Below are 23530 nucleotides of genomic sequence, written 5' to 3'. Positions count from 1 at the left end.
TGTGCATTGGGATCATATTATTAAAAATGGCACCATTGTGCAGGAAGAAGAGCTGTTTGAGGGAAACATTTATATTAAAGATGGAAAAATCGCCGCTATTTCTAGTACAGAATTAGCCGGTGAAACGGTTGAAGAAACAGACGCGACCGGCTTGCATGTATTCCCCGGATTTATGGATGTGCATATTCATTCTCGTGACCCGGGTGCCACGCATAAAGAAGACTTTTATCATTCCACCTGGGCCGCGGCAGCCGGAGGGCTGACAACCGTTTTCGAGATGCCGAATACGAATCCTCCTGTCAATCATGTAGAAAACTTTCATAAACAAGTAGAAAACCTACAGCCGAAAGCGCATGTTGACTTTGCATTATGGGCGATCTGTCTGGGTCATCTGAATATAAATGAGATCCAATCTTTACATGAAGCAGGGGCGGTCGCTTTTAAATTTTTCTGGGGTTACGCGGTCCATAAAAAAACCTACCAATTGATGTATAACTATAAGCCGGAAATGGAGGATGTCATCCCTCCATTTCAAGATGGAGAGGTATACGATATGTTCCAGGAAGTGGCCAAAACCGGCAAGCCTTTTGCTATTCATGCCGAAAACAATGAATTGATTCAACATTTGACGCAGAAAGTAGAAGAAAGCGGCAGAAGGGACTATGGGGCGTTACTGCAAGGAAGACCTAATTTGGCGGAAGCAACGACGATTCAAACCGGTATTTCTTTCGCCAAAGACGCTGGTACAAGGCTACATGTGCTTCATGTTAGTACCGAAGAAGGTGTGGAGCTAATACGTCAGGCCCAACAAGAAGGCTATCCAATCACATCGGAAACTTGTCCCCACTTTTTATATTTGAGCAATAAAGATTTTGAAAAAATCGGACCTCATATGAAAGTTTATCCACCAGTGAAATATGAGAAGGATCAGAATGGGTTGTGGAAAGGGATTGCAGATGGCGTCGTTTCAGTCGCCTGTTCGGATCATGCTCCCCATACTGAAGAAGAAAAAGACGGGGATTTATGGTCCATTCCTGCCGGGATGTGCGGGGTAGAGACATTAGCTCCTTTGATGATTCATGCTGTCAGTGAAGGAAGAATTACTCCATATGAACTTGGTAAACTTCTCTCCAGCCAACCGGCCAGGTTGTTTGGCATCTATCCACAGAAAGGTTCATTGCAAATAGGAACAGACGCTGATTTGACCCTTGTAGATTTTAAACGCCAGAAGACCATTCATAAGCATGAATTGCATAGTAAGAGTAAAGTGACCCCATACGACGGATTTCAATTGCAGGGGGCCCCTGTGGCTACTATTGTCAGAGGAACGACCATGATGAAAGACGGGGCTGTCACCGAAGAACCTGCAGGGCGAGTAGTAAAGCCTTAGGTAAGATTTAGTCAGGAGGAGTGACATTGACAGACATGAGCAAAAAGAGTGTCACAGAAACCATTCAAGAACATCGCTCCATACGAAAATTTACTTCAACACCCATTGAGGATGATATTTTGCAAGATTTGTTTACATCCGCCCAATGGGCCCCTTCTTCCCATAATGTGCAAGCTTACAGTATCATCGTTGTCAAAAGGCCAACCTCTAAACAAAAGTTGGCTGAATGTTGCGGAGGGCAGAGATGGGTCAAAGAGTGTCCTGTATTTCTTGTTTTTTGTGCGGATTTTTATCGCCTGGAAATGACGACGGAAATGCATGGCACATCTTTTGAAATCGATGAAGCAGAAAACCTGGTTGTTGGTACCGTGGATACTGCTCTCGCTGCTCAGAATGTGTTTTTGACAGCGAAATCTTACGGTCTTGGGGGAGTCATGATCGGGGGGGTTCGCAATCATCCTGGACAAGTCGCTGATTTGTTGAATCTTCCGGAGTTAACCATCCCAATTATGGGCATGTGTCTTGGTTATCCGGATCAACATCCATGGCAAAAACCACGTTTACCTCAGGAAACGGTTGTTCATTATGAGTCTTATCATACAGGCCGATTGAAGAAGCATCTCCAAGATTATGAACAGATTTCAGCTGACTATTATACGCGCAGGACACAAGGCCGGAAAACGATTGGCTGGACAAAACAAATGGCGGAATATTTAAGTGAGCCGAGAAGAGAAGAACTGTCCTATTTTATAAAAAATCAGGGGATTCAAATCAAATAAAACGGTATCAGAGTGTAAATAGGAGGGGAATCCAATTAGTGAGAATATGACATTTATTGCTACGGGTGATAGCTTTATTAGCCGGCCATTACCAGCGAAAGGGAATGTTGGATTCAATGAGCTAACTGCTTTATTTGGACAATCAGAAGTGAAATTTACAAACTTGGAAACGACGATACATGAGAAAGAAGGATATCCCTCCGCCGTTAGTGGCGGAACATGGGCTATGGCTTCTCCACAAGTTTTGAACGACTTAAAAACATATGGATTCAATATGATGAATTGGGCTACAAACCATACATTAGATTATTCTCATGGTGGACTTATGGCAACAAAAAAGTATTTGGAAAAGCAAGAGCTTGTTCATGCAGGAGCAGGCCTTAATATGGCAGAGGCATGTGCTCCAAAATATTTAGAAACATCACAGGGTAGAGTAGCGCTTATTGCCGCTACTTCCACTTTTCACACATCTTGGGTGGCTGGAGATCAAAGACCAGATATGCCAGGACGGCCCGGGATTAACCCTTTACATTATAAAAGTAAATATATTGTTACTCAAGAGAAAATGGATCAATTAAGATCAATTGCAGAAGTAACGGAAATAAATTCGGAACGTGAACTTGCTATTAAAGAAGGTTTTGAAATAGAAAGTGAAGAAAAAAACACATTCAAATTTGGGGACTATTTGTTCAAAGTAGGGCAGGAAGAGGGGAAAGAAACCGTACCACAGGAAATGGATATGCAACGTATTAGAAAATCTGTTTTAGAAGCCAAACGTCAGGCAGACTATGTACTGATTAGTATTCATTCTCATGAAATGAAAGGGATGGACAAGAGTCAGCCTGCAGATTTTTTGATAAATTTTTCCCGTAAGTGCATTGACTGGGGAGCTCACGCGGTAATCGGTCATGGCCCTCACATTTTAAGAGGAATTGAAATATATAAGAATCGCCCTATTTTTTATAGCTTAGGGAACTTTATTTTTCAGAATGAAACGATATCTCATCTTCCTGCAGATTTTTACGAAAAGTACGATTTAGATGATACTCATAATGTAGCTGATGCTTTGGATAAACGAAGCAAAGAAGGCACTATTGGCCTGGGAACAAATCCAAATATATGGGAATCCGTGATTCCTATTTGGAAAATGAAGGGCGGTAAATTGGTAGAGCTTAAGTTATACCCAATTGAATTGGGATATGGGCTTCCTAGGTACAAAAAAGGGTGGCCATCATTAAGTCATAATGAAAGAATTTTAGAAAAGCTGAATGATTTAAGCTATCCATTCGGGACGACTATACACATTGAAAACGGAATGGGAAGGATATATTGATTAGAGGTTATGTACCCCTTGTACAGCAAATTAGAAGCTATTTTAATTGTTTTAATAGAGGCTTGTTGGCGTTTCACTTCCTTTACCCGGTAAAATTCAGCTCTTTTAATGAGTACGGTGGACGGTTTTTACCACTAGCGCGGTCTTTTCTACCACCATTTGCAGAGGAATGTACCACTCATTGCGTATTCCTTTACCACATTTGAAAAGATGGATTGAACACCAAGGGTTAAAGACAACTGTGCCATTTATAGAGCTACTAATGACATAAAAGAAATCTACCTATGACATAGCTGAGCCACTCTAAAATCTGAAATAAGTGCCTTATGTTTTCTCTAAATAGGGGTCGCTGAACAACCTAGCGTTCAATCAAGCAATCTCGGGCTGCCTTTTGAATATTGAACGCCTCGATCCAAATACATGAAAAAAATAAAAAAAGAATGCTCCCGAAGGGCTTTCGAGAGATTCATGACGAGCACTTGAAGGGAAATCACCGTTTCACTGGTGTTTCGAAGGCATGCTCGAATAAGACCGAGGCCATAGGTGCGCTTGCCTTCACCGAATTTTCCTTCGATGGCATTTCGTTCTGCGGCATCCTGCTTCTCGATCTGCTTTTGCTCTTTGGATTTTTGTTTGGAAGGGCGTCCCAGCTTCGGACCCGTAAGGCGTATCCCGCGTTCCTTGCAGCACTTTCGATTTTCTCGTGTGAGATAAATCTTGTCCGCCAAAACAGCATCGGGGTAGACACCCTTGCGTTGCACATAGGCTTCTACCGCACCTGGAAGATCAGTGGCTTCGTGATACGCATCCCACTGCAAGTTGTCGAGAAACGCCCATCCGTCTACCAGACTCATGGACAACTTGGCGCCGAACTCCACGTTCATATGGGCTTTTCCACGAACAATTGGCCGAACATGGGGTTGATGAATGCTAACGCCCCGGTCTTCAATGCGATTGGTCTTCGTTTCAAACATCTGTCTTTGTTGGCGGTACAATTCCTGAATGACAAGAAGTTCACGGTACTGTTTGCGGCTTAGGCGTTCGATCCCGGATTGACGGGACAGCTCTTCCAGGTGGTTGAGGTCTCTTTTCACGTAACCCAGCTGCTTGCGAATCGCTTTCCGTACCTTTTTGCGTTTCGGGCTTTTCTGCTTAGCAATGGACAGGTATGACTGTCGGGCTTGATTCCGATAGGTTCGTGGCTTCTTCTGTGTTCCGCGAAACGGTTCGTGCAACGCGTCAATCATCGCTTCCAACTTTTCACGGGCTTCATTCAAAAGTTTCAAGTCCGTTGGGTATGTGATATCTGCAGGCGCGCACGTCGCATCGATTAAGAGCTTACCTTGATGTGTCTCTGAGACGTCTTTCTTCTCCTCTTTTTCTTCAGAGGGCGCAGGAGACGAAGGCGTTTCGTGATGATCATCATCGTCATCGCCACTATCTTTTTGAGATTGCTGGTTTTCCACGATCCACGCATTGACTTGATCGATCATCTCACGGGAAATACGTTTGCGAAAGTGCGTCATGGAAGAACCGTCGAAGGGCGCTGTTTCCGTGAATTCAGGCAGACCTAGGAAGTATTGAAGATACGGATTCTCGGTGATCTGTTCGACGGTTTCGCGATCACTCGTGTCTAGTTTTTCCTTGATAATCAAAGCACCCAGAGCCATTCGGACCGAATACGCTTGGTTCCCTTGGGTCAGGTCTTTCAGGGTTTCCATATAGGCTTCTTCTACTTTCCACCAAGGGATCATGCTTGCCAGTACAACCCAACGGTTATCCGGGTTCAGTTTGCCTCCGAACGGTAGAAAAAAGTCATAGGGTAAAAGCATTTGCTGTTCCGAATGGTGATACATGATTTCGTCCTCCAGGTGCAAGGTTTCTTCGTCTCTTTGTAGACTTTCCTGTGTAATTTACTTCGACAAAAATAGCGAAAATCCTTGTTAATAAGGGAAATTTTATTTATTCAGCAGCACCTAAATAAAAGCGCATGCCAAACAAGCCATCACTGGAAGAACATCGGCTTTCTGATACAAATCCGGGTTGTAAGGTTCTTTCTTCTTGAGAATATGGTAAATGGCTGTTAATAACATTCGTGCGATGGCTATAATGGCACGCTTGTGACCGCGACGCTTTTTGAGTCTCAAATAGCGGTTTCGAATTTCTGGATGTTTATCGCTTTTGACCACAGCGGTCGCACATTGCACTAAAAGGGGCTTGATATAGCCCCCTGCTCTCGACACTCTGACTGACTTTTTCTTGCCGGCACTTTCGTTATTTGTCGGGTTAACCCTGACCAGGAACATAAATGCTTAGCTGTCGGGAACACGTCCATATCAATACCTATTTCAGAAACCACGGCAATGGCTAAAAAGATGTTTTTAAAGGACAGAACAGTTAAGATCAAGTTGATTTCTTCTGTGTAGGGCTTGGCAAGGGAACGGACCAGTTCCTCAAGGTCAGATTTTCGTGCGTTAAGGTTTTCATAATGTTTCTTGATAACAGCCAATTTGCCTGATTGTTCTGGTGTAATGAAACTAAAAATGGCAAGTTTCAGTTCTGGAATTTTATGATCCATGGAGCCGTGAATCAGAGGCTCAATGTCAAAATTGGTGTCCGTTGGATCTTCCAACAGCTTGCCAATGATATTCATGGAACTTTTTCCAAAGGTATCAGACACCACATTTCCAAGCTGGATGTTCGAAACCGTAAGGCTGTTTTGAAATCGATTCTTCTCACTTGACGTGAAATTTGTGAGTTTAAACCGATAACGCATCAAGTCACGAAGCTGTCGAATCGCGAGTGGAGGCATGAAACTTCCGGGTACAAGATCGTGTTTGAATAAATCGGCGATCCATTTGGCATCCTTTTTATCCGTTTTCTTGCCTTTGATAGCTCTGACTTATTTCGGATGATCCAAGGTAATGTTGCAGGAATGTTCCAAGACATTGAACACGGGGATCCAGTACTTTCCGGTCGATTCCATGCAGACATCCTTGCAATGGTATTCACAAAGACACTGTGACAGCTCTTTCAACCCTTTGGTATAGGTTGAAAAGCGATGGCGTTTGTAAGTCGTGACGCCTTTGTCAGTAGAAGCAATACAAGCAACAACAAAGGTTTTGTGGTTTGCTTTTCCTCAAGCAACAGAACTTGCTCTCTGAAGAGAGAGAAGTTCCGGCGCCTTACGCTACTCGCTCAACATGCAGTGGACACGCTCGGTGGGGGAAACGGGGTTTTACTAGCGAATCATGGCGTTGTGGCCGTAGGAGTACCCTGGAAGATGCTTACCGACGAGCAAAGGTGATTGAGGCAGTCGCCGAACTGGTTTACGGGACCTTTACTTTAAAAAGTGTTCATCCATAAAGCCATTCAGATTTAGATGATGTATTAGAAAGCTTTAAAACGTACATTAGTGACCAATGATAGATTTATGTAAGCGCCGGTGAAAAATGAGGCACGGAGCATGATACTCCTGGCCTCATTCATGCTGTTTGGTGTATCAATCCTTCCGTCACTCTTAGATTGTTAATCCAAATTCACCCAAACACTCTTAACTTCGGTATAATTATCCAAAGCGTAAGACCCCATTTCGCGGCCGAAACCGGATTGTTTGTACCCACCGAACGGCATGGCAGGATCGGTGTTGTTATAGCAATTGACCCATACCGTGCCTGTTTTTAGACGGTTGGCAATGTAGTGGGCGTTTTTGAGGTTCTCCGTCCAGACACCGGCGGCTAAACCAAACTCACTGTTATTGGCTCGGTTAATCAGTTCATCGATATCATCATAGGGCATGGCAACGACCACAGGTCCAAAGATTTCTTCTCGGGCGATCGTCATTTCATCGCTGACATCGGTGAAGACGGTGGGTTCGACGAAGAATCCGTTCCCATCGTAAGGGGCGCCTGATGTTTTCTTCGCGCCTTCGGATTCACCTGTTTCAATGTAGGATCGAACACGGTCTTGTTGTTGCTTGGAAACGAGAGGCCCCATTTCCGTATCAGCGTTCAAACCGTTTCCAAGCTTGACGTTGCCGGCGTAATCGGACAGATCACTCACGACATTATCGAACGATTGCTTCGGTATGAATACCCGGGATCCGGCGCAACAAACTTCTCCCTGGTTGGCCATGATTCCTCCGAACACCCCGGGGGTTGCTTTTGACAGGTCTGCATCAGGAAGAACGATGTTTGGGGATTTCCCGCCTAATTCAAGGGTCACTCGTTTTAACGTGTCCGTCGCTTGCCTCATAATGTGTTTTCCGACGGGGACGGACCCTGTAAAAGCAATTTTGTCCACGTCCGGATGTTGAACGAGCGCTTCTCCGGCTTTTTTTCCAAAACCGGAAACAATGTTTACGACCCCGTCAGGAACACCTGCTTCCTGGATGAGCTTCCCGAGATAAAGAGCGGAAAGCGGGGTTTGCTCAGCCGGTTTCAAAACGACCGTACACCCGGTGGCCAGCGCGGGTGCGATTTTCCATGCCGCCATCATCAGCGGAAAGTTCCATGGAATGATTTGCCCGACAACGCCAACGGGTTCATGACGCGTATAGGTTAACAAAGAATCGGAAACCGGGATATTTTGCCCGCTGTTTTTCGTAGCCCATCCTGAAAAGTAGCGAAATTGACCGATAGCGTTCGGAATATCGTTTCCACGCATATCCCCAATGGGCTTGCCATTGTCAAGGGTATCAAGTTGGGCTAACACTTCTGTATTTTCTTCGATTAAATTAGCGATCTTGTAAATGATATGGGCACGATCCGCAGCGCTCATCTTCTTCCAAGGGTTGCCATCTTCAAACGCCTTTTTGGCCGCTGTTACCGCGTCGTCAATGTCGGCTTCTCCCGCTTCCCAGAGATGGGCAAGCACTTCACCATTCGCAGGATTTAGCGTTTCAAACGTTTCTCCGGCCCGTGATTTCACCCATCGACCGTCAATGAGCATTTTCCGTGTTTCTTTTAAAAATGATTGAACTTCAGGTAATAATTCAGGGGTTTCCACAGCAGACATGATAACTCCTCCTCGTAAATTAAGCTTTGCCGGCTAAAAACACTTCGTTTGGAGCTACATACGAATACCCTAACTCCTCGGCTACAGCTTTATGGGTGACGTAGCCGCCTGACACATTTAATCCGGATTGCAATGCGTTGTTTTGTTCAATGGCTGATTGAACGCCAAGGTTAGCAACCTGAGTGACATAGGGGAGTGTCACATTCGTTAAGGCGATCGTTGCAGTTCGCGGGACAGCTCCCGGAATATTGGCGACCGCATAGTGGACGACATCGTGTTTGACAAACACAGGGTCTTCATGCGTGGTGATCCGATCACCCGTCTCAAAAATGCCGCCTTGGTCAATGGCTACATCGAGCACGACAGATCCCGGGGTCATCGCTTTGATCATTTCTTCAGTGACCAGCGTAGGAGCTTTTGCGCCGGGAATAAGTACGGCGCCAATAACAAGCGCTGAATCTTTGACTGCTTCTGCAATATTTACGGGATTGGAGATTAGGGTTTGCACCTCGTTGCCGAATAGATCATCCAACTCCCGAAGACGCTCAGGGTTTACATCGATAATCGTCACACTTGCACCAAGACCGATGGCAATTTTAGCAGCATTGACACCGGACGTTCCTCCACCAATGATCGTGACTTTGCTGCGGGTAACACCCGGCACGCCACTTAAGAGAATGCCTTTTCCTCCATATGTTTTCTCTAAAAATTGCGCCCCAAGCTGTGCCGCCATGCGACCGGCGACCTCGCTCATCGGTGTGAGTAAGGGGAGCTTGCCTTCTACTTCCACCGTTTCAAAAGCTAAAGCATTTACACCGTTTTCCACTAAGGCTTTTGTGACTTCGGCCTCCGCAGCCAGGTGGAGATAAGTGAATAAAATGAGGTCTCGGTGAAAATATTGAAATTCCGATACTTGCGGCTCTTTGACTTTCACGACCATCTCGACTTGGGTCCAAACATCTTTTGGATGATCCAAAACGTCTGCCCCGGATTCACCATACTCCGCATCCGTAAAACCGCTTCCTGCACCAGCGTTTGTTTCCACAAAGACCTGATGCCCTTCGTTTACCAAGGATTGAACACCCGCCGGTGTTAAACCAACTCTGTTTTCTCCTGCTTTTATTTCCTTTGGCACACCTATAATCATGTGTCAAACCTCCCTTTAATTTCCCGACCTGTGCGGCTGGGAAATGTCACTTTAAATAATTCAAGCTCAAGCGTTTTCCCATTTTTTATGCACCGCGGTTAAAGCATCGTCCAAGATATCAATCAGTTCCTGAATTTCTTTTTTTGTAATGATGAGCGGTGGTGCAATGGCGACCGTATTCATGCCATCTTCAAAGTCAAACTTACGTAAAATAAGATTCCGTTCCCTGCAAGCTTTCACGAAAGTTTCCGCTGCTTTTACATCATTTTCAAAGAGTTGATCGGCTTCAGGATCTTTCATGAGGTCAAAACCTGCCAAAAGACCGATGGCACGGGATTTTGTCATACACTTATGCTTTTCCTGCAATGTATGAAGCCCTTTTTGCAGTTCTTTTTCCATTTCTGTAACATGATCCACGATTCCTTCACGTTCGATGATTTCCAGATTTTTAAGAGCAACGGCACAACCCGTCGGATGGCCGCTATAAGTGAAACCGTGGGCGAGCATTTGATCATATTGGGCGATCGCTTCTTTCACTTTTGCTCTCATGATGACGCCGCCAAGAGGGAAGTAACCGCTGGTAACCCCTTTGGCAAAGCTGATCATGTCAGGGGTAACATTCCAGTGTTCAACGGCGAAGTTTTTCCCGGTACGTCCAAATCCGCAAATCACTTCATCGGCAATCATTAACACGTTTTGCTCATCGCATAAGTTTCGTACTGCCTGTAGATAGCCATCCGGTGGCAAATGCACGCCTCCTGCTCCTTGGACCGGCTCGAGAATTACAGCGGCCACATTGTCAGCACCTTCTTGCTCAATAAGCCCGCGAATACTCTTTTCAAAATCGGAGGAAGTGCGGTCGCCTTGTTCTGCAGCTGTCAAATGCGCTTTCGCGTTGATTATGTGCGGGTCGCCGGAGCCGGAGAATTCGCGGAAAGCTTCAATGCCTGTGGCGCGTTGCGCGGAGACAGTGACGCCATGATACCCGCGCTTCAATGAGATAATAATCTTTTTTGATTCAAACCCCTGTAATTGCCAATAAAACCGGGAAAGTTTAAAGGCAGTGTCATTGGATTCGGACCCTCCAGAAGTGAAAAATACCCCATCCAAGTCACCCGGTGCATATTCAGTGATTTTGTCAGCAAGACGAATCGCCGGTTCATTGCTGTTCCCATAAAATTGCGAGCCATAGGCGAATTCGTTCATCTGCTCATACGCGGCGGTGGCCAGTTCGCTTTGTCCATGACCGAGGTTGACATTCCATAACATGGAAACCCCGTCAATGTAAGTGCCACCATCCATGTCTGTGACACGTATCCCATCGCCCTTGGAGTAAATCATACTTGGACCTTCATCGGCATTCTGTTTCGGCACCGATTGCGGGTGAATGATTTTTTCACGGTCAATGTCCTTCAATTGTTGATAGCTGAGCTTCTTAGTCATTAAAATCACCTCATTCAAATAGTAGTATCCAATTTTAGCAAAGTCTGCAAAAGCACTCGGGCCCCTTTTTCGATGTCGTCGTCATGCGTAAACTCGTCCTCATTATGGCTAATGCCTCGCTCGCTCGGGAGGAAAATCATACCTGTTTCACCCATCGAATGCATATACTTTGAGTCATGCCCAGCCCCGCTATACAAAGACAAAGAGGGGAGATCAAGTTCATCTGCCGACGTTTTAATGGCATTCCGTATGGTTGGACTGAATTCAATCGTATCACTATTCCAGAGTGAATGAATGATCACTTCTGTTCCATGGATAAATGACGTTGAACTTAACTGCTCTTTCAATCGTTGGAGTGCATGTTGCCTGATTTCGTTGTCCTCATGACGAATATCGATCGAAAAATCCACCCTCCCCGGTACGACGTTTGCGGTGTTTGGCGACACATCAAGTCGACCCACGGTCGTTTTAAGTCCTTTTATTTCTTGCGTGAGTTCTTTGATTTTCCCTATCATTTGTCCCGCACAAACGAGGGCATCAGTGCGGTCGTCCATCGGTGTAGACCCAGCATGGTTGCTCTTTCCTTCAACAGAAACGTTCACCCAAGTCATGCCTTGAATACCTTCGACAACGCCGAGCGATTTTCCTTTGTTGGAAAGAACAGGTCCTTGTTCAATGTGAAGTTCGATATAAGCGCTTATTTCTTCAAGACGATTGGACGTTTCCCCTACGTAATCGATGTCTTTTAAGGCCTCAGAAAAAGTAATTCCGTCTCTATCTTGAATATTGTAGATAAAGTCTTTGGAGAAGTTACCCGTTACCCCGCCGGAACCTAGCATCGGTGGTGAGAACCTGGCACCTTCTTCGTTGGTGAAATTGACGATTTCAACAGGATACTCCGTTTCGATGTGATACTCATTTAATACACGAATCACTTCAAGGGCGGTAAGAACGCCGAGCACACCATCATATCTCCCTCCTTGAGGTTGAGAATCAAGATGTGATCCCATGACGATAGGAGGTGCTTCTTTTAGACGCCCCTCCCGTCTTCCATAGATATTGCCAAAATCATCGATACGGACATCAAGTCCTTCGTTCTCAAGCCATTGTGTGAATAAATGCCTTACTTGTCGATCTTCCTCGGTTAACGCGAGCCGATGTAACCCATGGTTCGCGGTTGACCCAATAGAAGAGCTTTCTGCAATCGTGCTTAAAAGTCGTTTTGTATTAATCTGCAAAGTTGGTGAATGCATGCTCCTACCTCCCTGCCCATTTTAATATGCAAATTGTATGCCAACTTATTTTTGTAAGATCTTTTGACAAAAATCATGTTATAATAATAGATATGAACCAAAATAGACTCGGTTGAATCGAAAACAATTCAATTAGCGAGGGAGGGTGTGCTGTGAATACAACGTTTTATCTGGACCCGCGCTTCCAGCAAATGTTCAACTGCTTAGATGACGGTATATTTATTGCTGATCATAGCGGCAAGGCTTTATGGCTTAATGAAACAAGCACGAAACAAATCGGCGCTTCAGCAGAGCAAATCATCGGAAGGAATGTAACAGAATTAGAGGGTATGAAAATGTTTACCCCTTCTGTGACCAATATCGTTCTCCAGAAGCGGGAAACGGTTAGTCAAATGCAGACATCGAGAAATCGCCAATTATTGGCTACAGGGTATCTGTTGAAGATCGAAGATGAAGATATCGAGTACGTACTTGTTCATGTCAAAGATATCACCGAGACGGTCCGTTCATCATTGAAATTGGAAAAAGCCGAAGCGGTTATTAAACAATATGTTGAGGAATTACGCCAAGCAAAATCACAACGAATAGAAACGAATGAAAAGAGCCAGCAGTTAATAGGAAAAGGAAAAAAACATCAAGAAGTGCTTGATTTGATGGAACGTGTCTCAACCGTGGATGCAACCTTACTCATTTTAGGGGAAACCGGGGTTGGAAAAAGCATTGTAGCAAAGAACATTCACGATAAAAGCGAACGAGCCCGTCACCCGTTCGTGCAGATTAATTGCTCAGCCATCCCCGCCTCTCTCTTAGAGTCCGAGCTCTTCGGATACAAAAAAGGAGCGTTTACAGGTGCCGATCACAAAGGAAAAACAGGTATGGTTCAGGAAGCAAAGGGTGGAACGCTTCTTCTGGATGAAATCGGGGACTTGCCCTTTGATCTACAACCTAAATTGTTGCAACTCCTGCAAGAGAAAACATATACACCAATCGGTGGAACAAAGGCGGAGCAAGCAGACATCCGTATTATTGCTGCCACAAACAGCGATTTGTCGACAATGGTCGCTGATAAACAATTTAGGGAAGATTTGTATTACAGATTGAATGTTCTCTCCATTCAAGTACCTCCACTACGCGAGCGGGAAGAAGATATTCAATCTTTTGTCCATCATTACATGGATCACTACAATACGAAATATAAAAGAAACTGTGTGATGACCAATGAAGTGCTTGATATTCTTCAAGACTATGAATGGCCGGGTAACGTTCGGGAACTTGAGAATATCATGGAGCGACTCGTGATCACGGCTAAATCGGATGTTATTTTAAAAGAGGATCTTCCTGAAAAACTGGTCATGACTCATAAAAAACCAGGCTCTTCGTTTTCGATTCACGGTGCGCAATCGCTTACCGAGCATTTAGAAAATGTGGAAAAAGAAGCCATTACTGAGGCTATTAATGAGTATGGCTCCACAAGAAAAGCCGCCGATGCACTGGGAATCACCCAATCAGCCTTTATGCGGCGAGTGAGAAAGTATGAGATTACGCTGAGCAAATAAATGGGTGCCTGTTTAATGGGAAATTCAGGAGCATTAGGTGAATCATTTTCGAATCGACGAATCAATAACGATTCAAATATGAAAGGGTGACGATTGTCGTTACCCCATTTTTTTGTCTTGGATATTAGACCGTGCAAGGCTTACAAGCTTTTCTATAACTTTGGCACGTATATTGCATCAAATAATACAAATGCAAATGATCTAAAGCGCTTACATTATTTTCAAGGAGGTACACTGAAAATGAATCATTCACCTAGAGAAGATGGTTACAGGATGCCCGGTGAATTTGAACCCCATGATGGCACTTGGCTGCTCTGGCCCATTCGCCCTGACACATGGCATTCGGGTGCAAAGCCGGCACAACGAGTATTCACAAATGTTGCCGAAGCGATTTCAAAATTTGAACCGGTGACTGTTTGTGTGCCGGGTGAGCAGTACGAGCATGCACGAGCTACTTTATCACCTAATATTCGTGTGATTGAAATGTCATCGAACGATGCCTGGATGAGAGATATCGGACCGACATTCTTAACGAATGATGCGGGTCAATTAAGCGGGGTAGATTTCCACTTTAATGCTTGGGGAGGACTTAAAGGAGGTCTGTACTTCCCTTGGGACCAGGATATGCTCGTTAGACAGAAGGTGCTGGAAATCGAGGGCGTGCCACGCTACGAGGCAACGGATCTGACGCTTGAAGGGGGAGCGATTGCAGTCGATGGGGAAGGCACATTAATTACAACGAAAGAGTGTCTCTTAAACCCCAACCGCAACCCTGATTGGGCTCAGGTGCAGGTAGAAGAACGATTAAAAGAGACTTTGAACATTAAAAAAGTGATCTGGTTGGATCAAGGCATGGTAGGCGATGAAACTGATGGTCACATTGATGAAGTCCTTTGCTATATCCGTCCGGGTGAAGTGGCGATGAGCTGGACTGACGATCAAAATCACCCGCAGTATTCGGTATTGAAAAAATGCAAGGAGCAATTGCAACAAGCGACCGATGCTGCCGGAAGAGCGTTGACCATTCATGAAGTATCCATTCCGGAACAGCCCGTTTTACAACCGGAAGAAAGTCAACAACTTGACCAGACAGAGGACAGCTATGAGCGTAAAGCCGGGGAAACGTTCGTTGCCACTTACGTGAATGGCTACTTATGCAACGGTGCCGTTATATTACCCGCATTTGATGACCCGCAAGACCAGGTGGCGGTTAAACAGTTTCAACGCTTGTTCCCGGATAGAGAAATTGTTCCGGTGTGTTCGAGGGAACTATCCCTTGGTGGTGGGAATATCCACTGCATTACGCAACAGCAACCAAAACCTTATTCAGGGTGAAAGGTAGTAATTTTAATGTAAAAGAAGGGAAATAAAATGGCAAAAGTTATTAAAAACAGCACGCCAAAAAAAGATGGTTTTAGAATTCCGGGAGAATTTGAACCGCATAAAGGGTCCATTATTATTTGGCCGGAAAAAGGATTTGCTTTTAGAAATGGCGGGAAACCTGCCCAAGAAGTATGTGTGATTGTTGCTAATACGATTGCTGAGTATGAAGAAATAACAGTTATCTGCTCTGCATCGCAATATGAAAATGCAAGAGCAAGATTATCAGATGACGTTCGTGTTGTTGAAATGTCAACCAATGAAGCATGGGTTCAAGACAAAGGTGCCTTTTACCTTGTTAATGATAAAGGTGAAATGAGAGGAGTTCAGTTTGATTTTAACGCGTATGGAGGATTGGAAGAAGGGCTCTATTTTCCATGGGACCTGGATAAGCAATTTTCACGAAAACTATTTGAACTTGACCATATAGATTCATATGACGCTAGACATTTTATTCTGGAGGGCGGAGCAACGCAAGTAGACGGAGAAGGTACAATTATTTTGACAGAAGAATGTAATCTCAACCCCAATCGAAATGGAGATATGACGAAAGAAGAAGTGGAAAGAAATTGTAAAGAATACCTTGGTCTGGACAAGGTGATATGGATTAAGAGGGGGATGCTATATGATGAGACAGGAGGTCATATAGACGATATTTGTTTCTTTGTTCGACCTGGGGTGATTGCGCTTTCATGGACGGATGATGTTAATCATCCACAGTATCCAGTATTCAAAGAAGCTTATGATATCTTAAACCAAGAGACAGACGCAAAGGGAAGGAAGTTTGAAATTCACAAAATAAATATACCGGAAATTATTTATATAACAGAAGAGGAAAACAAAGGATTTGATATTGTTGGGGACGCAGCCCCTCGTGAAGCCAATCAGCCATTAGCAGTGACATATATTAATGGCATTTTCGTTAATGGTGCATTCCTGGTGCCATTGTTTAATGATACACGAGATCAGGAAGCGATAAAAAAATATCAAGAAATAATGCCAGACAGGAAAGTCATTGGTCTTCCAACAAAAGAATGGTCTTTAAGTGGCGGTAATATTCACTGCATGACATTGGCACAACCAAGACCTTAAACTATAAAGGGGGAAGAAACATGAATTCACAGGGTCAATTACAGAGATCATTAAAATTGTGGCATGTGGTCAGTATTGGAATTGCATATATGGCTCCTTTTGCAGTTTTTGATACATTCGGGATTGTTACTGAGATTACGACTGGGCACGTACCAACAGCCTATATTTTAGTATTTGCAGCCATTTTATTTACTGCCTTCAGCTACAGTAAAATGGTACGGCTCTACCCGATTGCAGGGTCTGTATACACTTATACTCAACGTACAATGAATTCTCATCTAGGCTTTATCGTCGGTTGGTCAACATTTATGGCGTATTTGGCATTACCTATGATCAATGCACTATTAGCTAGGGTATACCTATCTCCGGCATTTCCCGATGTACCTACATGGGTATGGCCTGTATTAACGATAATTGTTATTACTGTGTTCACATCAATTGGTTTAAAAATTTCAGCTTCAATGAACGGGTTACTCGTTGTATACCAATTTTTAATCGGTTTTATGTTTATCATATTAACGATCATCAGCATAACAAATGTCCAGCCAGACCGATTGATGAGTATAGATCCGATTTTGTCATCTAACATCGAAATTTCAGCATTATTTGCCGGAGCGGCGATACTTGCCCTTTCTTTCATCGGATTCGATGCAATTACCATGCTTTCCGAGGAAACGATCGAGCCAAAGAAAACGATTCCGAAAGGCATTTTTCTCGTTGTCTTTATTGGATTCACTTTCTTTTTTACCGTCACGTACTTTATGCAGTCATTGTTTCCCAGTGTTTCACAATTTGACGATATAGAAAGTGCATCACCGCTGATAGCACAATTCATTGGTGGCGATCTATTTTTAACAGTATTTGTATCAGGAGCTCTAGCATCTGTCCTTTCTGCTGGTGTTGCTGCACAAATGAGTGCATCCAGGTTATTGTATGCTATGGGTCGTGATGGGGTATTACCGAAAAAGTTTTTTGGCTATGTACATCCTAAGTTTAAAACCCCAATTTTTAATATTGTTCTAATCGGTGTGATATCTCTATCTTCGCTGTTAATTGACTTGGAAACAGCGGCATCATTAATTAACTTCGGGGCATTCACTGCCTTTACCTTTGTTAATTTATGCGTCATTGTTCACTATCTACGTACAAGAGAAAAAGGATCAAGCAAATCGATCTTTAGCTATATTATATCTCCGCTTATTGGAATGGGGTTTGTTCTCTATCTGTGGGTTAGTCTAGAGTTATTTACTTTATATGTGGGGATCATTTGGGTGCTGATCGGGTTTGGATACTTGTTGTATGTAACGAACATGTTTAATAAACAACCGCCTCACATAGATTTTGATGAATTGGAGGGGTGATGGGATTGTGAGTTTCACTTTACCTATTGACACTATCTGAGGTAACCTTTTATCGGGCTTGCACGTGTAAATGCATGATAAATAATTGATTACAAGGGAAGTGAAAACTCACACGGTCACTTTTTTCCGCTGCCACGAAATATCCGTGTCCTCGGATTGGCTATATAAACAAGCCGAATCAAGTGATGACGATAAAGAAGTCCAAGCCCTTTAAATAGGGACTTGGGCTTTAAAACATAAACGACCTCGGCCACACACCTTCATTTATTACTCTCTCTCAACCGCCCGACTCAAAATCAATCGCTGCCCTTTATCCGGAAATATCTTCCCCGGATTCATGATGTTGTTCGGGTCCCAGCTTTGCTTAATCCGCTTCATCATATCCACGCCAACGGGACCCAACTCTTTTTCCAGAAAAGGGGATTTCATCGTGCCTATGCCATGTTCTCCGGATAGGGTGCCGCCCAGTTCCAACGCAGACTGGAAAATTTCCTCGATCGCCTGTTTAACCCGTTCGATTTCTTCCGGGTCGCGGTCATCACATAAAATGTTTGGATGCAGATTGCCGTCCCCCGCGTGTCCAAAGACGACGAGTAAAAGATCATATTTTTCACGGATCTCTGCCAGTCGAGCCATCATCGCGGGGATTTGACTGCGGGGGACAGTGGCGTCTTCAGATGCTCTGGTCGGTTTGATGTTTGCCGTGGCGGGGGATACCAATCTCCGCGCTTTCCACATGTTTAAAGCATCTTCTTTCGTCTGGGGCTGGGAGATATTGGTTCCGCCAAGCTCTTTCATGATTTTGCTTACGGCCTCTGCTTCCTCTTGGACAGCAGTCGGATGGCCATCTAATTCGACTAAAACAATAGCTTCAACGTTCGTGGGGAGGCCTAAGGGCTCGTATTTTTCAACGGCTTGTGCGCAAGCCTGATCAATAAATTCCATTTTTGCGGGGAGGATGCCGGAGGTGAGTGTTTTTGAAACGGCTTGTCCTGCTACCTCCATCGTTGAAAAGGCAGCCATAACCGTTTGCGCCGCGGCGGGTTTTGGAATCAGTTTTAACGTCGCGCCGGTGATCATCCCGAGAATGCCTTCCGAGCCCACCATAAGTTTGGTGAGATCCAGCCCGGTGACATTTTTAATGGTGTGCCCGCCGGTATGCATGATTTCCCCTTCCGGGGTGACGACTTCAAGCCCGAGCACATAATCCTTGGTGACGCCATACTTCAAGCCGCGCGGACCTCCGGCATTTTCAGCGAGGTTTCCGCCAATGGTAGAGATGTTGGAGCTGCTCGGGTCCGGGGGATACATGAGGCCGTGTTTTTCTGCTTCCGCGTGTATCTCGGAGGTCAGGGTCCCCGGGGAGACACGCGCGACCAAATCGTTGGGGAAAACTTCTACCGAAGCCGGCCACTGCGTCATATCGAGGGTAATCCCGCCGTGGACAGGGAGATCGCCGCCGCTCAAACCCGTCCCCAGGCCTCTCGGGGTTACCGAAACTTTGTATTCGTTGGCGATCTTCAACACTTCACTGACTGCTTCGGTATTCGTGACATAGACGACGGCTTCCGGAAAAAACTCACCAAAAGCAGCATCATAACTATAGGTGTCGAGATCAGAACGCGAGCTTATCATTTTTTCGCCCATTTTTGCCTGTAATGCTTCTATCCACCCGGTTTCCATAAAAAATTCCTCCTATCCGTGTATAAGGGAACGGGGGTTATGCACGACCATCTGTCGGATGTCCGCTTCAGAGATTTTTTCATGCAAAAGCTCCATGATAAACGTCTCCAAAGCTTCAACCACCGGCCTATTGTGCGCCTGCCCATAATCGGTGACCAATGCACAATGGTCAGCGCCAATCGCCTCAATCGAACGAGCCATATCGTTGATGGTGAGATCCTGAAAATCAGGGCCGCAGGCGAGATAACACTTTTCAATGATACACCCTTGCGTGGCCAGTTGTTTTTGCTGTTCGAGGGTAAGCGGAGCGATCCCAAGGTCGGCATGCTGGATTAAGATTCGCTTTACTCCTTGACGCTTCGCCTCTTCAACGAGCATCATCACCTCTTCACCTGCTAGATGTCCGGTGGCTAACACGGCATCTTTACGCGCGATCAATGCCAATACGTTTTTCACTTCATCTTTAATGATCCCGTTTTCGGTTACGGTTAAACCGTCATAAGCATCATCCAGTGCTTCTTCGCTATTGAAAATATTTGTTTTACTGTGTTGAGCAAAATAGCGTTGATGTTGGGCGGCTGAAAGGGTGGGCATCCAAATCACGCTTGCTCCCATGCGTAGGGCCATATCAACAGCATGGCTGGAAATACCTCCTGTAAATAAATTACAGACGAGGCCGCCAGCAAGGGTCAGAGACGGATATTTTTCCTGCAGTAGTGTCGCTCGGTCATGGGTCGCCCCTTCATGGGCTTTCAACACGATGCCGTTCATGCCTGCCTGATAGACATCTTCTACTAACGCCCAGTCTGTTTGCCGTCTGGGAAAAATACTGGGGGAAGAGTGGGCATGCAGTTCGATCGCTCCTTCAAGTAATCGGTGCCAATTTTTTGCCATTATACCGTTTCCTTTCGAATCGGGGAGGCGCTTTTTTCGAAAGCTTCCTGAAAAAAAGCAAATAAATGCGTACAAAGAGCCTTAAATTCAGGGTGGTCGCTATACATAAAGTCGTTATGCTTACCTTTAACGGTGAAAAGACTTTTGGGCGCAGCAGCGCTTTCATAAAGGGCGAGCGCTTCTTCATACGGGTGGAGGAGATTGTCTTCTCCATGTCCGACAAACAACGGTCGCGGTGCCAATTCTTTAACGACCCTTTCCACATTTAAATCGATAATCGATTCTGTAAACTGCAACGTCGTCTGTTGCCCAAAGCCGTAAACGGACGCCAGCTCTTTTTCTACATATTCTTTTGTGGCTGGATCTAACGGGTAATGAATGAAAGGGTCGGCGAGCTGCGACTCCCCTTGAAAGACGCGGTGAACGCGATCGGCCTTTACCGTTTCGAGAATTTGTACCCATTCTTTATAGGAATGAATCGATTTAAGCCACCGTTCGCCGTGGTAAAATCCGTTCAAGGCAGCCGTGGCAGAGATATTTGTATTGTTCGCGGCCGTGAGAATCACGTTTGCCGCGCCCATCCCCCAGCCAATCAACCCGATGCTGTTTTGGTCGACTTCTTCCTGAAATTGCAAAAAGGTGATCGCGTTGTGAATATCCTCGACTTGTTGCTCAATTAACACTTTCCCGTATTCGCCTTCGCTATCGGCAAACCCACGGTAGTCAAATCCCAAACAAATATACCCGACTTCAGTCATTTTTTTCGCAAACATCTTCGGATAAAACTCATTAAATCCCTGGTACCCGGAGTTAGGGATAATCGCGGGTCTGGTTTCATTTGTGCCAATGTCATCGGGATAATAGAGCGTTCCTTGTAACTTGGAACCTTCACTGTAAAAATAAATATTCTTTTCGATCATCATTGCTCTCTCCTGTCATTGTAAATATATTGAGCAAGCTTGAGTTTTTGCATTTTCCAGATGTTTAATCATCGCTTGCCGGGCATTTTCAGGTTCTTTTTTTTCGACCGCCGCGTAAATGTCTTCATGTTCTTGCAGGACTTGCTGTCTTTTTTCTTTCCAGCCTAAGTTTTTAGCTAAAGAAAACTTTACTGCTTTGTCGTATAAATTCGAGATACTCGCCATGGTTTGGATTAAAACCGGATTATGCGAAGCCTCGACAATCACTTTATGAAAATGAATATCTTCCTCGTGCCCGATTTTTTCTTCCGACTGGGTGTCTCGAATGTGAACGAGGGCCTGTTGAATGTTCTCGAGGTCTGCAGGGGCTCTGCGTTTAGCCGCAAAGTACGCAGCCCCGGATTCAATGATCATGCGTGTTTCCAGCAGATCGACGACCTCGAGAGGATCCATGAATTCAAAGCGTGTTTCTTCCATTAAATCGGAAGCGGATATGGGTTGAATGACACTTCCCCCTCCCTGGGTGGATGTGATCAACCCACTGGCTTCCAGGACACTGAGGGCTTCGCGGATCGGTGTCCGGCTCACCCCGAAAAGTTCGGTAAAATAACTTTCAGTCGGGAGTTTATCCCCCGGTTTAAGTTCGTGATCGTCAATCATTTTTTTAATGTGATCAAACACTTGCATCGAAACTTTTTTGCGTTCGATTTTCATCATCATTCCCCTCGTTTTATGAAGATTTTCGCCGTTCTTTCACTGTTGATTCCTGTACGAGCCAACCTGATTTGGTTGCTACTCCTAACAGTATGGCTGCCACGCCGAGGAGGACCAGAACGTAAACGAATCCATAACCTGTCATCAATAACAGCGGGCCGAACGTAATGATGAGCACTTCAAACGGCACCATCCCGACATAACCCAGGGCGTAATCATCAAGGGTCGTGGCCTGATTCTTCGGGTCGACGACTTTAAGAAGCGCAATGCCCATCGCGACCGTTCCTGTGCTCCATCCCCAGCCAAAGATGCCATTTTCGAACCAATGCTGGTGAAAAACACGCGGGGAGATGAAATGAAAAATCAAATACGCCCAAATGACCCCAAAGATAAACAAGGCAATGAGCGGAACGAGATAATCCGCCACAATAGCTAAATTAATAGATGCAATGCCGAAGGCTACCGTTAAATCCGTGGCGGTTCCACTGATTCGATTGATGGTCGGTTTATCAACGTAACTGTTTGCTTTTGCTTTGCTCAAGATCATTTGCATGATGAGTCCGACGATAAAGGCCAGGCTCAGCAATGGGACGCTCACTTGCGGAAAAAGGGCCTGCAAGCTCTCTTGCAAATAATAACTGATCACAACGACAACGCCGATAATCGCTAAATGAAAGAAAAGCGGATCAACCGTATTTGGAGAAACCGTCCCTTTTCCTGTTGATTCCCGGTCTTCCTTTTTCACCAAGCCGGTTCTTAAGTCTTCTGGAAGGTCTTTAAAATCAGAAATAAATGTTGTTTGATTTTTCTTTGCATTCCGCTTGACGATGAAAAGCCCACCGACGATCGCACAAAGCAAACCAATCGTTGCAGACGTATAGCCAAGAGCAGTAGCCTCTTCCCAACCCATATTGGTCAGTGCTTCTCCGATAGCGGCAGCAGTTCCGTGACCTCCCAGAAATCCGGCACCGAGTATAAGGCCAAACCCTTCAGGCACGTCCCAAATATGCATGAGAACCAATAAAGTAATCATCGCTCCGCCGCCCCACATCAGGAACGTCAAAAACATAGAATATAACCACATATTCCGTACACGATGAAATGTTTTTTTCCAATTTACTTGAGCAGCTCCAATGGGAATCGCCCCAAAAATGACCGCGATTAATATCGTCGGATAATCAGCAATGGAATCAGAGAATGGCAACCAATCAAAACCGTTGGGACCAAGTGCTAACCCAATAAAACCGGCAATCATGCTCGCCGGGATAAAGAACTTTTGAATAAACCTGAATCTGGCTCGAAGCATAACACCGATCAGCAGTAAAGCTGAAATCAAACCGAGATCAATGGTTAAATCGAAAATAGACAAGAAAAAGACCTCCCTTCATTTGAAAGCGATATCAAAATTTGTATTACAAGTATACAACATAATAACTCTTCATTGTAAACCCTTTCTTAAACATTTATTGGGAAGGAAATTTTCCCATCAGTTGGAATATGCGAATTTGCTCAACGGGAATAGCCGTGTTAAGTTATAAAATACATCTATGAAAATAAGAAAGTAAGCGG

Annotated in this window: 19 protein-coding genes and 1 pseudogene; 7 read left to right on the top strand and 13 right to left on the bottom strand. The window is 44.9% G+C overall.

The annotated features are described in order from the left end of the window. Window position 1: 1 nt before the first annotated feature. Genes BLS58_RS02150 through BLS58_RS02140 form a run of 3 tightly spaced genes read left to right on the top strand, consistent with a single transcriptional unit; the run spans window position 2 to window position 3502 of the window. Window positions 2–1390: a dihydroorotase gene (locus tag BLS58_RS02150; protein WP_090395896.1), complete on the top strand. Its 1389-nt coding sequence runs from the start codon at window positions 2–4 to the stop codon at window positions 1388–1390. 35 nt (window positions 1391–1425) lie between these two features. Next, window positions 1426–2169, top strand: coding sequence for an oxygen-insensitive NADPH nitroreductase (gene nfsA / locus BLS58_RS02145; protein WP_090395936.1), 744 nt, complete (start codon window positions 1426–1428; stop codon window positions 2167–2169). A gap of 34 nt (window positions 2170–2203) precedes the next feature. Beyond that, window positions 2204–3502 carry a CapA family protein gene (locus tag BLS58_RS02140; RefSeq protein ID WP_090395895.1) on the top strand — a complete coding sequence of 433 codons (1299 nt, stop codon included), beginning with the start codon at window positions 2204–2206 and terminating at the stop codon, window positions 3500–3502. Between the two features lie 365 nt (window positions 3503–3867). On the opposite strand, the gene BLS58_RS02135 is transcribed toward BLS58_RS02140, so the two are convergent. The 8 genes and pseudogenes from BLS58_RS02135 to BLS58_RS02105 form a co-directional block, all read right to left on the bottom strand. Further along, window positions 3868–5358: an IS5 family transposase gene (locus tag BLS58_RS02135; protein WP_245723023.1), complete on the bottom strand. Its 1491-nt coding sequence runs from the start codon at window positions 5356–5358 to the stop codon at window positions 3868–3870. Between the two features lie 120 nt (window positions 5359–5478). Then, window positions 5479–5808 (bottom strand): transposase, encoded by a 330-nt coding sequence (locus tag BLS58_RS17895; protein ID WP_245723022.1) that lies wholly within the window; start codon window positions 5806–5808, stop codon window positions 5479–5481. Continuing rightward, window positions 5709–6155, bottom strand: coding sequence for a hypothetical protein (locus BLS58_RS17890; RefSeq protein WP_245723029.1), 447 nt, complete (start codon window positions 6153–6155; stop codon window positions 5709–5711). The genes BLS58_RS17895 and BLS58_RS17890 overlap by 100 nt, the downstream gene beginning before the upstream one ends. A 114-nt stretch (window positions 6156–6269) precedes the next feature. Beyond that, a pseudogene (locus BLS58_RS17885) lies at window positions 6270–6356 on the bottom strand (hypothetical protein); the annotation flags it as partial. Between the two features lie 674 nt (window positions 6357–7030). Next, window positions 7031–8518, bottom strand: coding sequence for an aldehyde dehydrogenase family protein (locus tag BLS58_RS02120; protein WP_090395893.1), 1488 nt, complete (start codon window positions 8516–8518; stop codon window positions 7031–7033). Window positions 8519–8537: 19 nt separating this feature from the next. After that, complete coding sequence (ald, locus tag BLS58_RS02115) at window positions 8538–9665, bottom strand: alanine dehydrogenase (RefSeq protein ID WP_090395892.1); 1128 nt, start codon at window positions 9663–9665, stop codon at window positions 8538–8540. A gap of 66 nt (window positions 9666–9731) precedes the next feature. Beyond that, complete coding sequence (locus tag BLS58_RS02110; RefSeq protein ID WP_090395891.1) at window positions 9732–11108, bottom strand: aminotransferase family protein; 1377 nt, start codon at window positions 11106–11108, stop codon at window positions 9732–9734. A gap of 14 nt (window positions 11109–11122) precedes the next feature. After that, window positions 11123–12361 carry a Zn-dependent hydrolase gene (locus tag BLS58_RS02105; RefSeq protein ID WP_090395890.1) on the bottom strand — a complete coding sequence of 413 codons (1239 nt, stop codon included), beginning with the start codon at window positions 12359–12361 and terminating at the stop codon, window positions 11123–11125. Between the two features lie 152 nt (window positions 12362–12513). Here BLS58_RS02105 and BLS58_RS02100 point away from each other — a divergent pair, with 152 nt between their 5' ends. The 4 genes from BLS58_RS02100 (at window position 12514) to BLS58_RS02085 (ending at window position 17750) form a co-directional block, all read left to right on the top strand. Next, window positions 12514–13917, top strand: coding sequence for a sigma-54 interaction domain-containing protein (locus tag BLS58_RS02100; RefSeq protein ID WP_245723021.1), 1404 nt, complete (start codon window positions 12514–12516; stop codon window positions 13915–13917). A 240-nt stretch (window positions 13918–14157) separates the two neighbouring features. After that, the gene (gene aguA, locus BLS58_RS02095) at window positions 14158–15252 is read left to right on the top strand and encodes an agmatine deiminase (RefSeq protein WP_090395889.1); all 1095 of its coding nucleotides are present in this window, start codon (window positions 14158–14160) and stop codon (window positions 15250–15252) included. A gap of 36 nt (window positions 15253–15288) precedes the next feature. Beyond that, window positions 15289–16389, top strand: a complete 1101-nt coding sequence (gene aguA / locus BLS58_RS02090) for an agmatine deiminase (protein WP_090395888.1) — start codon at window positions 15289–15291, stop codon at window positions 16387–16389. 20 nt (window positions 16390–16409) lie between these two features. Continuing rightward, window positions 16410–17750, top strand: a complete 1341-nt coding sequence (locus BLS58_RS02085; RefSeq protein WP_090395887.1) for an APC family permease — start codon at window positions 16410–16412, stop codon at window positions 17748–17750. 267 nt (window positions 17751–18017) lie between these two features. On the opposite strand, the gene BLS58_RS02080 is transcribed toward BLS58_RS02085, so the two are convergent. The 5 genes from BLS58_RS02080 to BLS58_RS02060 are packed head-to-tail and all read right to left on the bottom strand — an operon-like array spanning window position 18018 to window position 23330. Then, window positions 18018–19433 (bottom strand): FAD-binding oxidoreductase, encoded by a 1416-nt coding sequence (locus BLS58_RS02080; RefSeq protein ID WP_090395886.1) that lies wholly within the window; start codon window positions 19431–19433, stop codon window positions 18018–18020. Between the two features lie 12 nt (window positions 19434–19445). Next, window positions 19446–20327, bottom strand: a complete 882-nt coding sequence (locus BLS58_RS02075) for a DUF6282 family protein (RefSeq protein ID WP_090395885.1) — start codon at window positions 20325–20327, stop codon at window positions 19446–19448. Continuing rightward, window positions 20327–21247: an alpha/beta hydrolase gene (locus BLS58_RS02070; RefSeq protein ID WP_090395884.1), complete on the bottom strand. Its 921-nt coding sequence runs from the start codon at window positions 21245–21247 to the stop codon at window positions 20327–20329. The genes BLS58_RS02075 and BLS58_RS02070 overlap by 1 nt, the downstream gene beginning before the upstream one ends. Before the next feature lie 15 nt (window positions 21248–21262). Further along, complete coding sequence (locus BLS58_RS02065) at window positions 21263–21961, bottom strand: FadR/GntR family transcriptional regulator (protein ID WP_218126118.1); 699 nt, start codon at window positions 21959–21961, stop codon at window positions 21263–21265. 16 nt (window positions 21962–21977) lie between these two features. Then, entirely contained in the window at window positions 21978–23330 is a 1353-nt protein-coding gene (locus BLS58_RS02060; RefSeq protein WP_090395882.1) for a sodium/glutamate symporter, read from the bottom strand. Window positions 23331–23530: the final 200 nt, after the last annotated feature.

The organism is Natribacillus halophilus (assembly GCF_900100185.1).
Lineage (GTDB): Bacteria > Bacillota > Bacilli > Bacillales > Marinococcaceae > Natribacillus > Natribacillus halophilus.
This window is presented reverse-complemented; position numbering and strand designations above follow the sequence as displayed.

What these genes read in the sequence shown, in the direction of transcription:
- nfsA (WP_090395936.1), top strand. Translation starts at nt 1,426, where the DNA reads ATGAGCAAAAAGAGTGTCACAGAAACCATTCAAGAACATCGCTCCATA.
- BLS58_RS02135 (WP_245723023.1), bottom strand. Translation starts at nt 5,358, where the DNA reads ATGTATCACCATTCGGAACAGCAAATGCTTTTACCCTATGACTTTTTT.
- BLS58_RS17895 (WP_245723022.1), bottom strand. Translation starts at nt 5,808, where the DNA reads ATGTTCCTGGTCAGGGTTAACCCGACAAATAACGAAAGTGCCGGCAAG.
- BLS58_RS17890 (WP_245723029.1), bottom strand. Translation starts at nt 6,155, where the DNA reads ATGAATATCATTGGCAAGCTGTTGGAAGATCCAACGGACACCAATTTT.
- BLS58_RS02120 (WP_090395893.1), bottom strand. Translation starts at nt 8,518, where the DNA reads ATGTCTGCTGTGGAAACCCCTGAATTATTACCTGAAGTTCAATCATTT.
- ald (WP_090395892.1), bottom strand. Translation starts at nt 9,665, where the DNA reads ATGATTATAGGTGTGCCAAAGGAAATAAAAGCAGGAGAAAACAGAGTT.
- BLS58_RS02110 (WP_090395891.1), bottom strand. Translation starts at nt 11,108, where the DNA reads ATGACTAAGAAGCTCAGCTATCAACAATTGAAGGACATTGACCGTGAA.
- BLS58_RS02105 (WP_090395890.1), bottom strand. Translation starts at nt 12,361, where the DNA reads ATGCATTCACCAACTTTGCAGATTAATACAAAACGACTTTTAAGCACG.
- aguA (WP_090395889.1), top strand. Translation starts at nt 14,158, where the DNA reads ATGAATCATTCACCTAGAGAAGATGGTTACAGGATGCCCGGTGAATTT.
- aguA (WP_090395888.1), top strand. Translation starts at nt 15,289, where the DNA reads ATGGCAAAAGTTATTAAAAACAGCACGCCAAAAAAAGATGGTTTTAGA.
- BLS58_RS02085 (WP_090395887.1), top strand. Translation starts at nt 16,410, where the DNA reads ATGAATTCACAGGGTCAATTACAGAGATCATTAAAATTGTGGCATGTG.
- BLS58_RS02080 (WP_090395886.1), bottom strand. Translation starts at nt 19,433, where the DNA reads ATGGAAACCGGGTGGATAGAAGCATTACAGGCAAAAATGGGCGAAAAA.
- BLS58_RS02075 (WP_090395885.1), bottom strand. Translation starts at nt 20,327, where the DNA reads ATGGCAAAAAATTGGCACCGATTACTTGAAGGAGCGATCGAACTGCAT.
- BLS58_RS02070 (WP_090395884.1), bottom strand. Translation starts at nt 21,247, where the DNA reads ATGATCGAAAAGAATATTTATTTTTACAGTGAAGGTTCCAAGTTACAA.
- BLS58_RS02065 (WP_218126118.1), bottom strand. Translation starts at nt 21,961, where the DNA reads ATGAAAATCGAACGCAAAAAAGTTTCGATGCAAGTGTTTGATCACATT.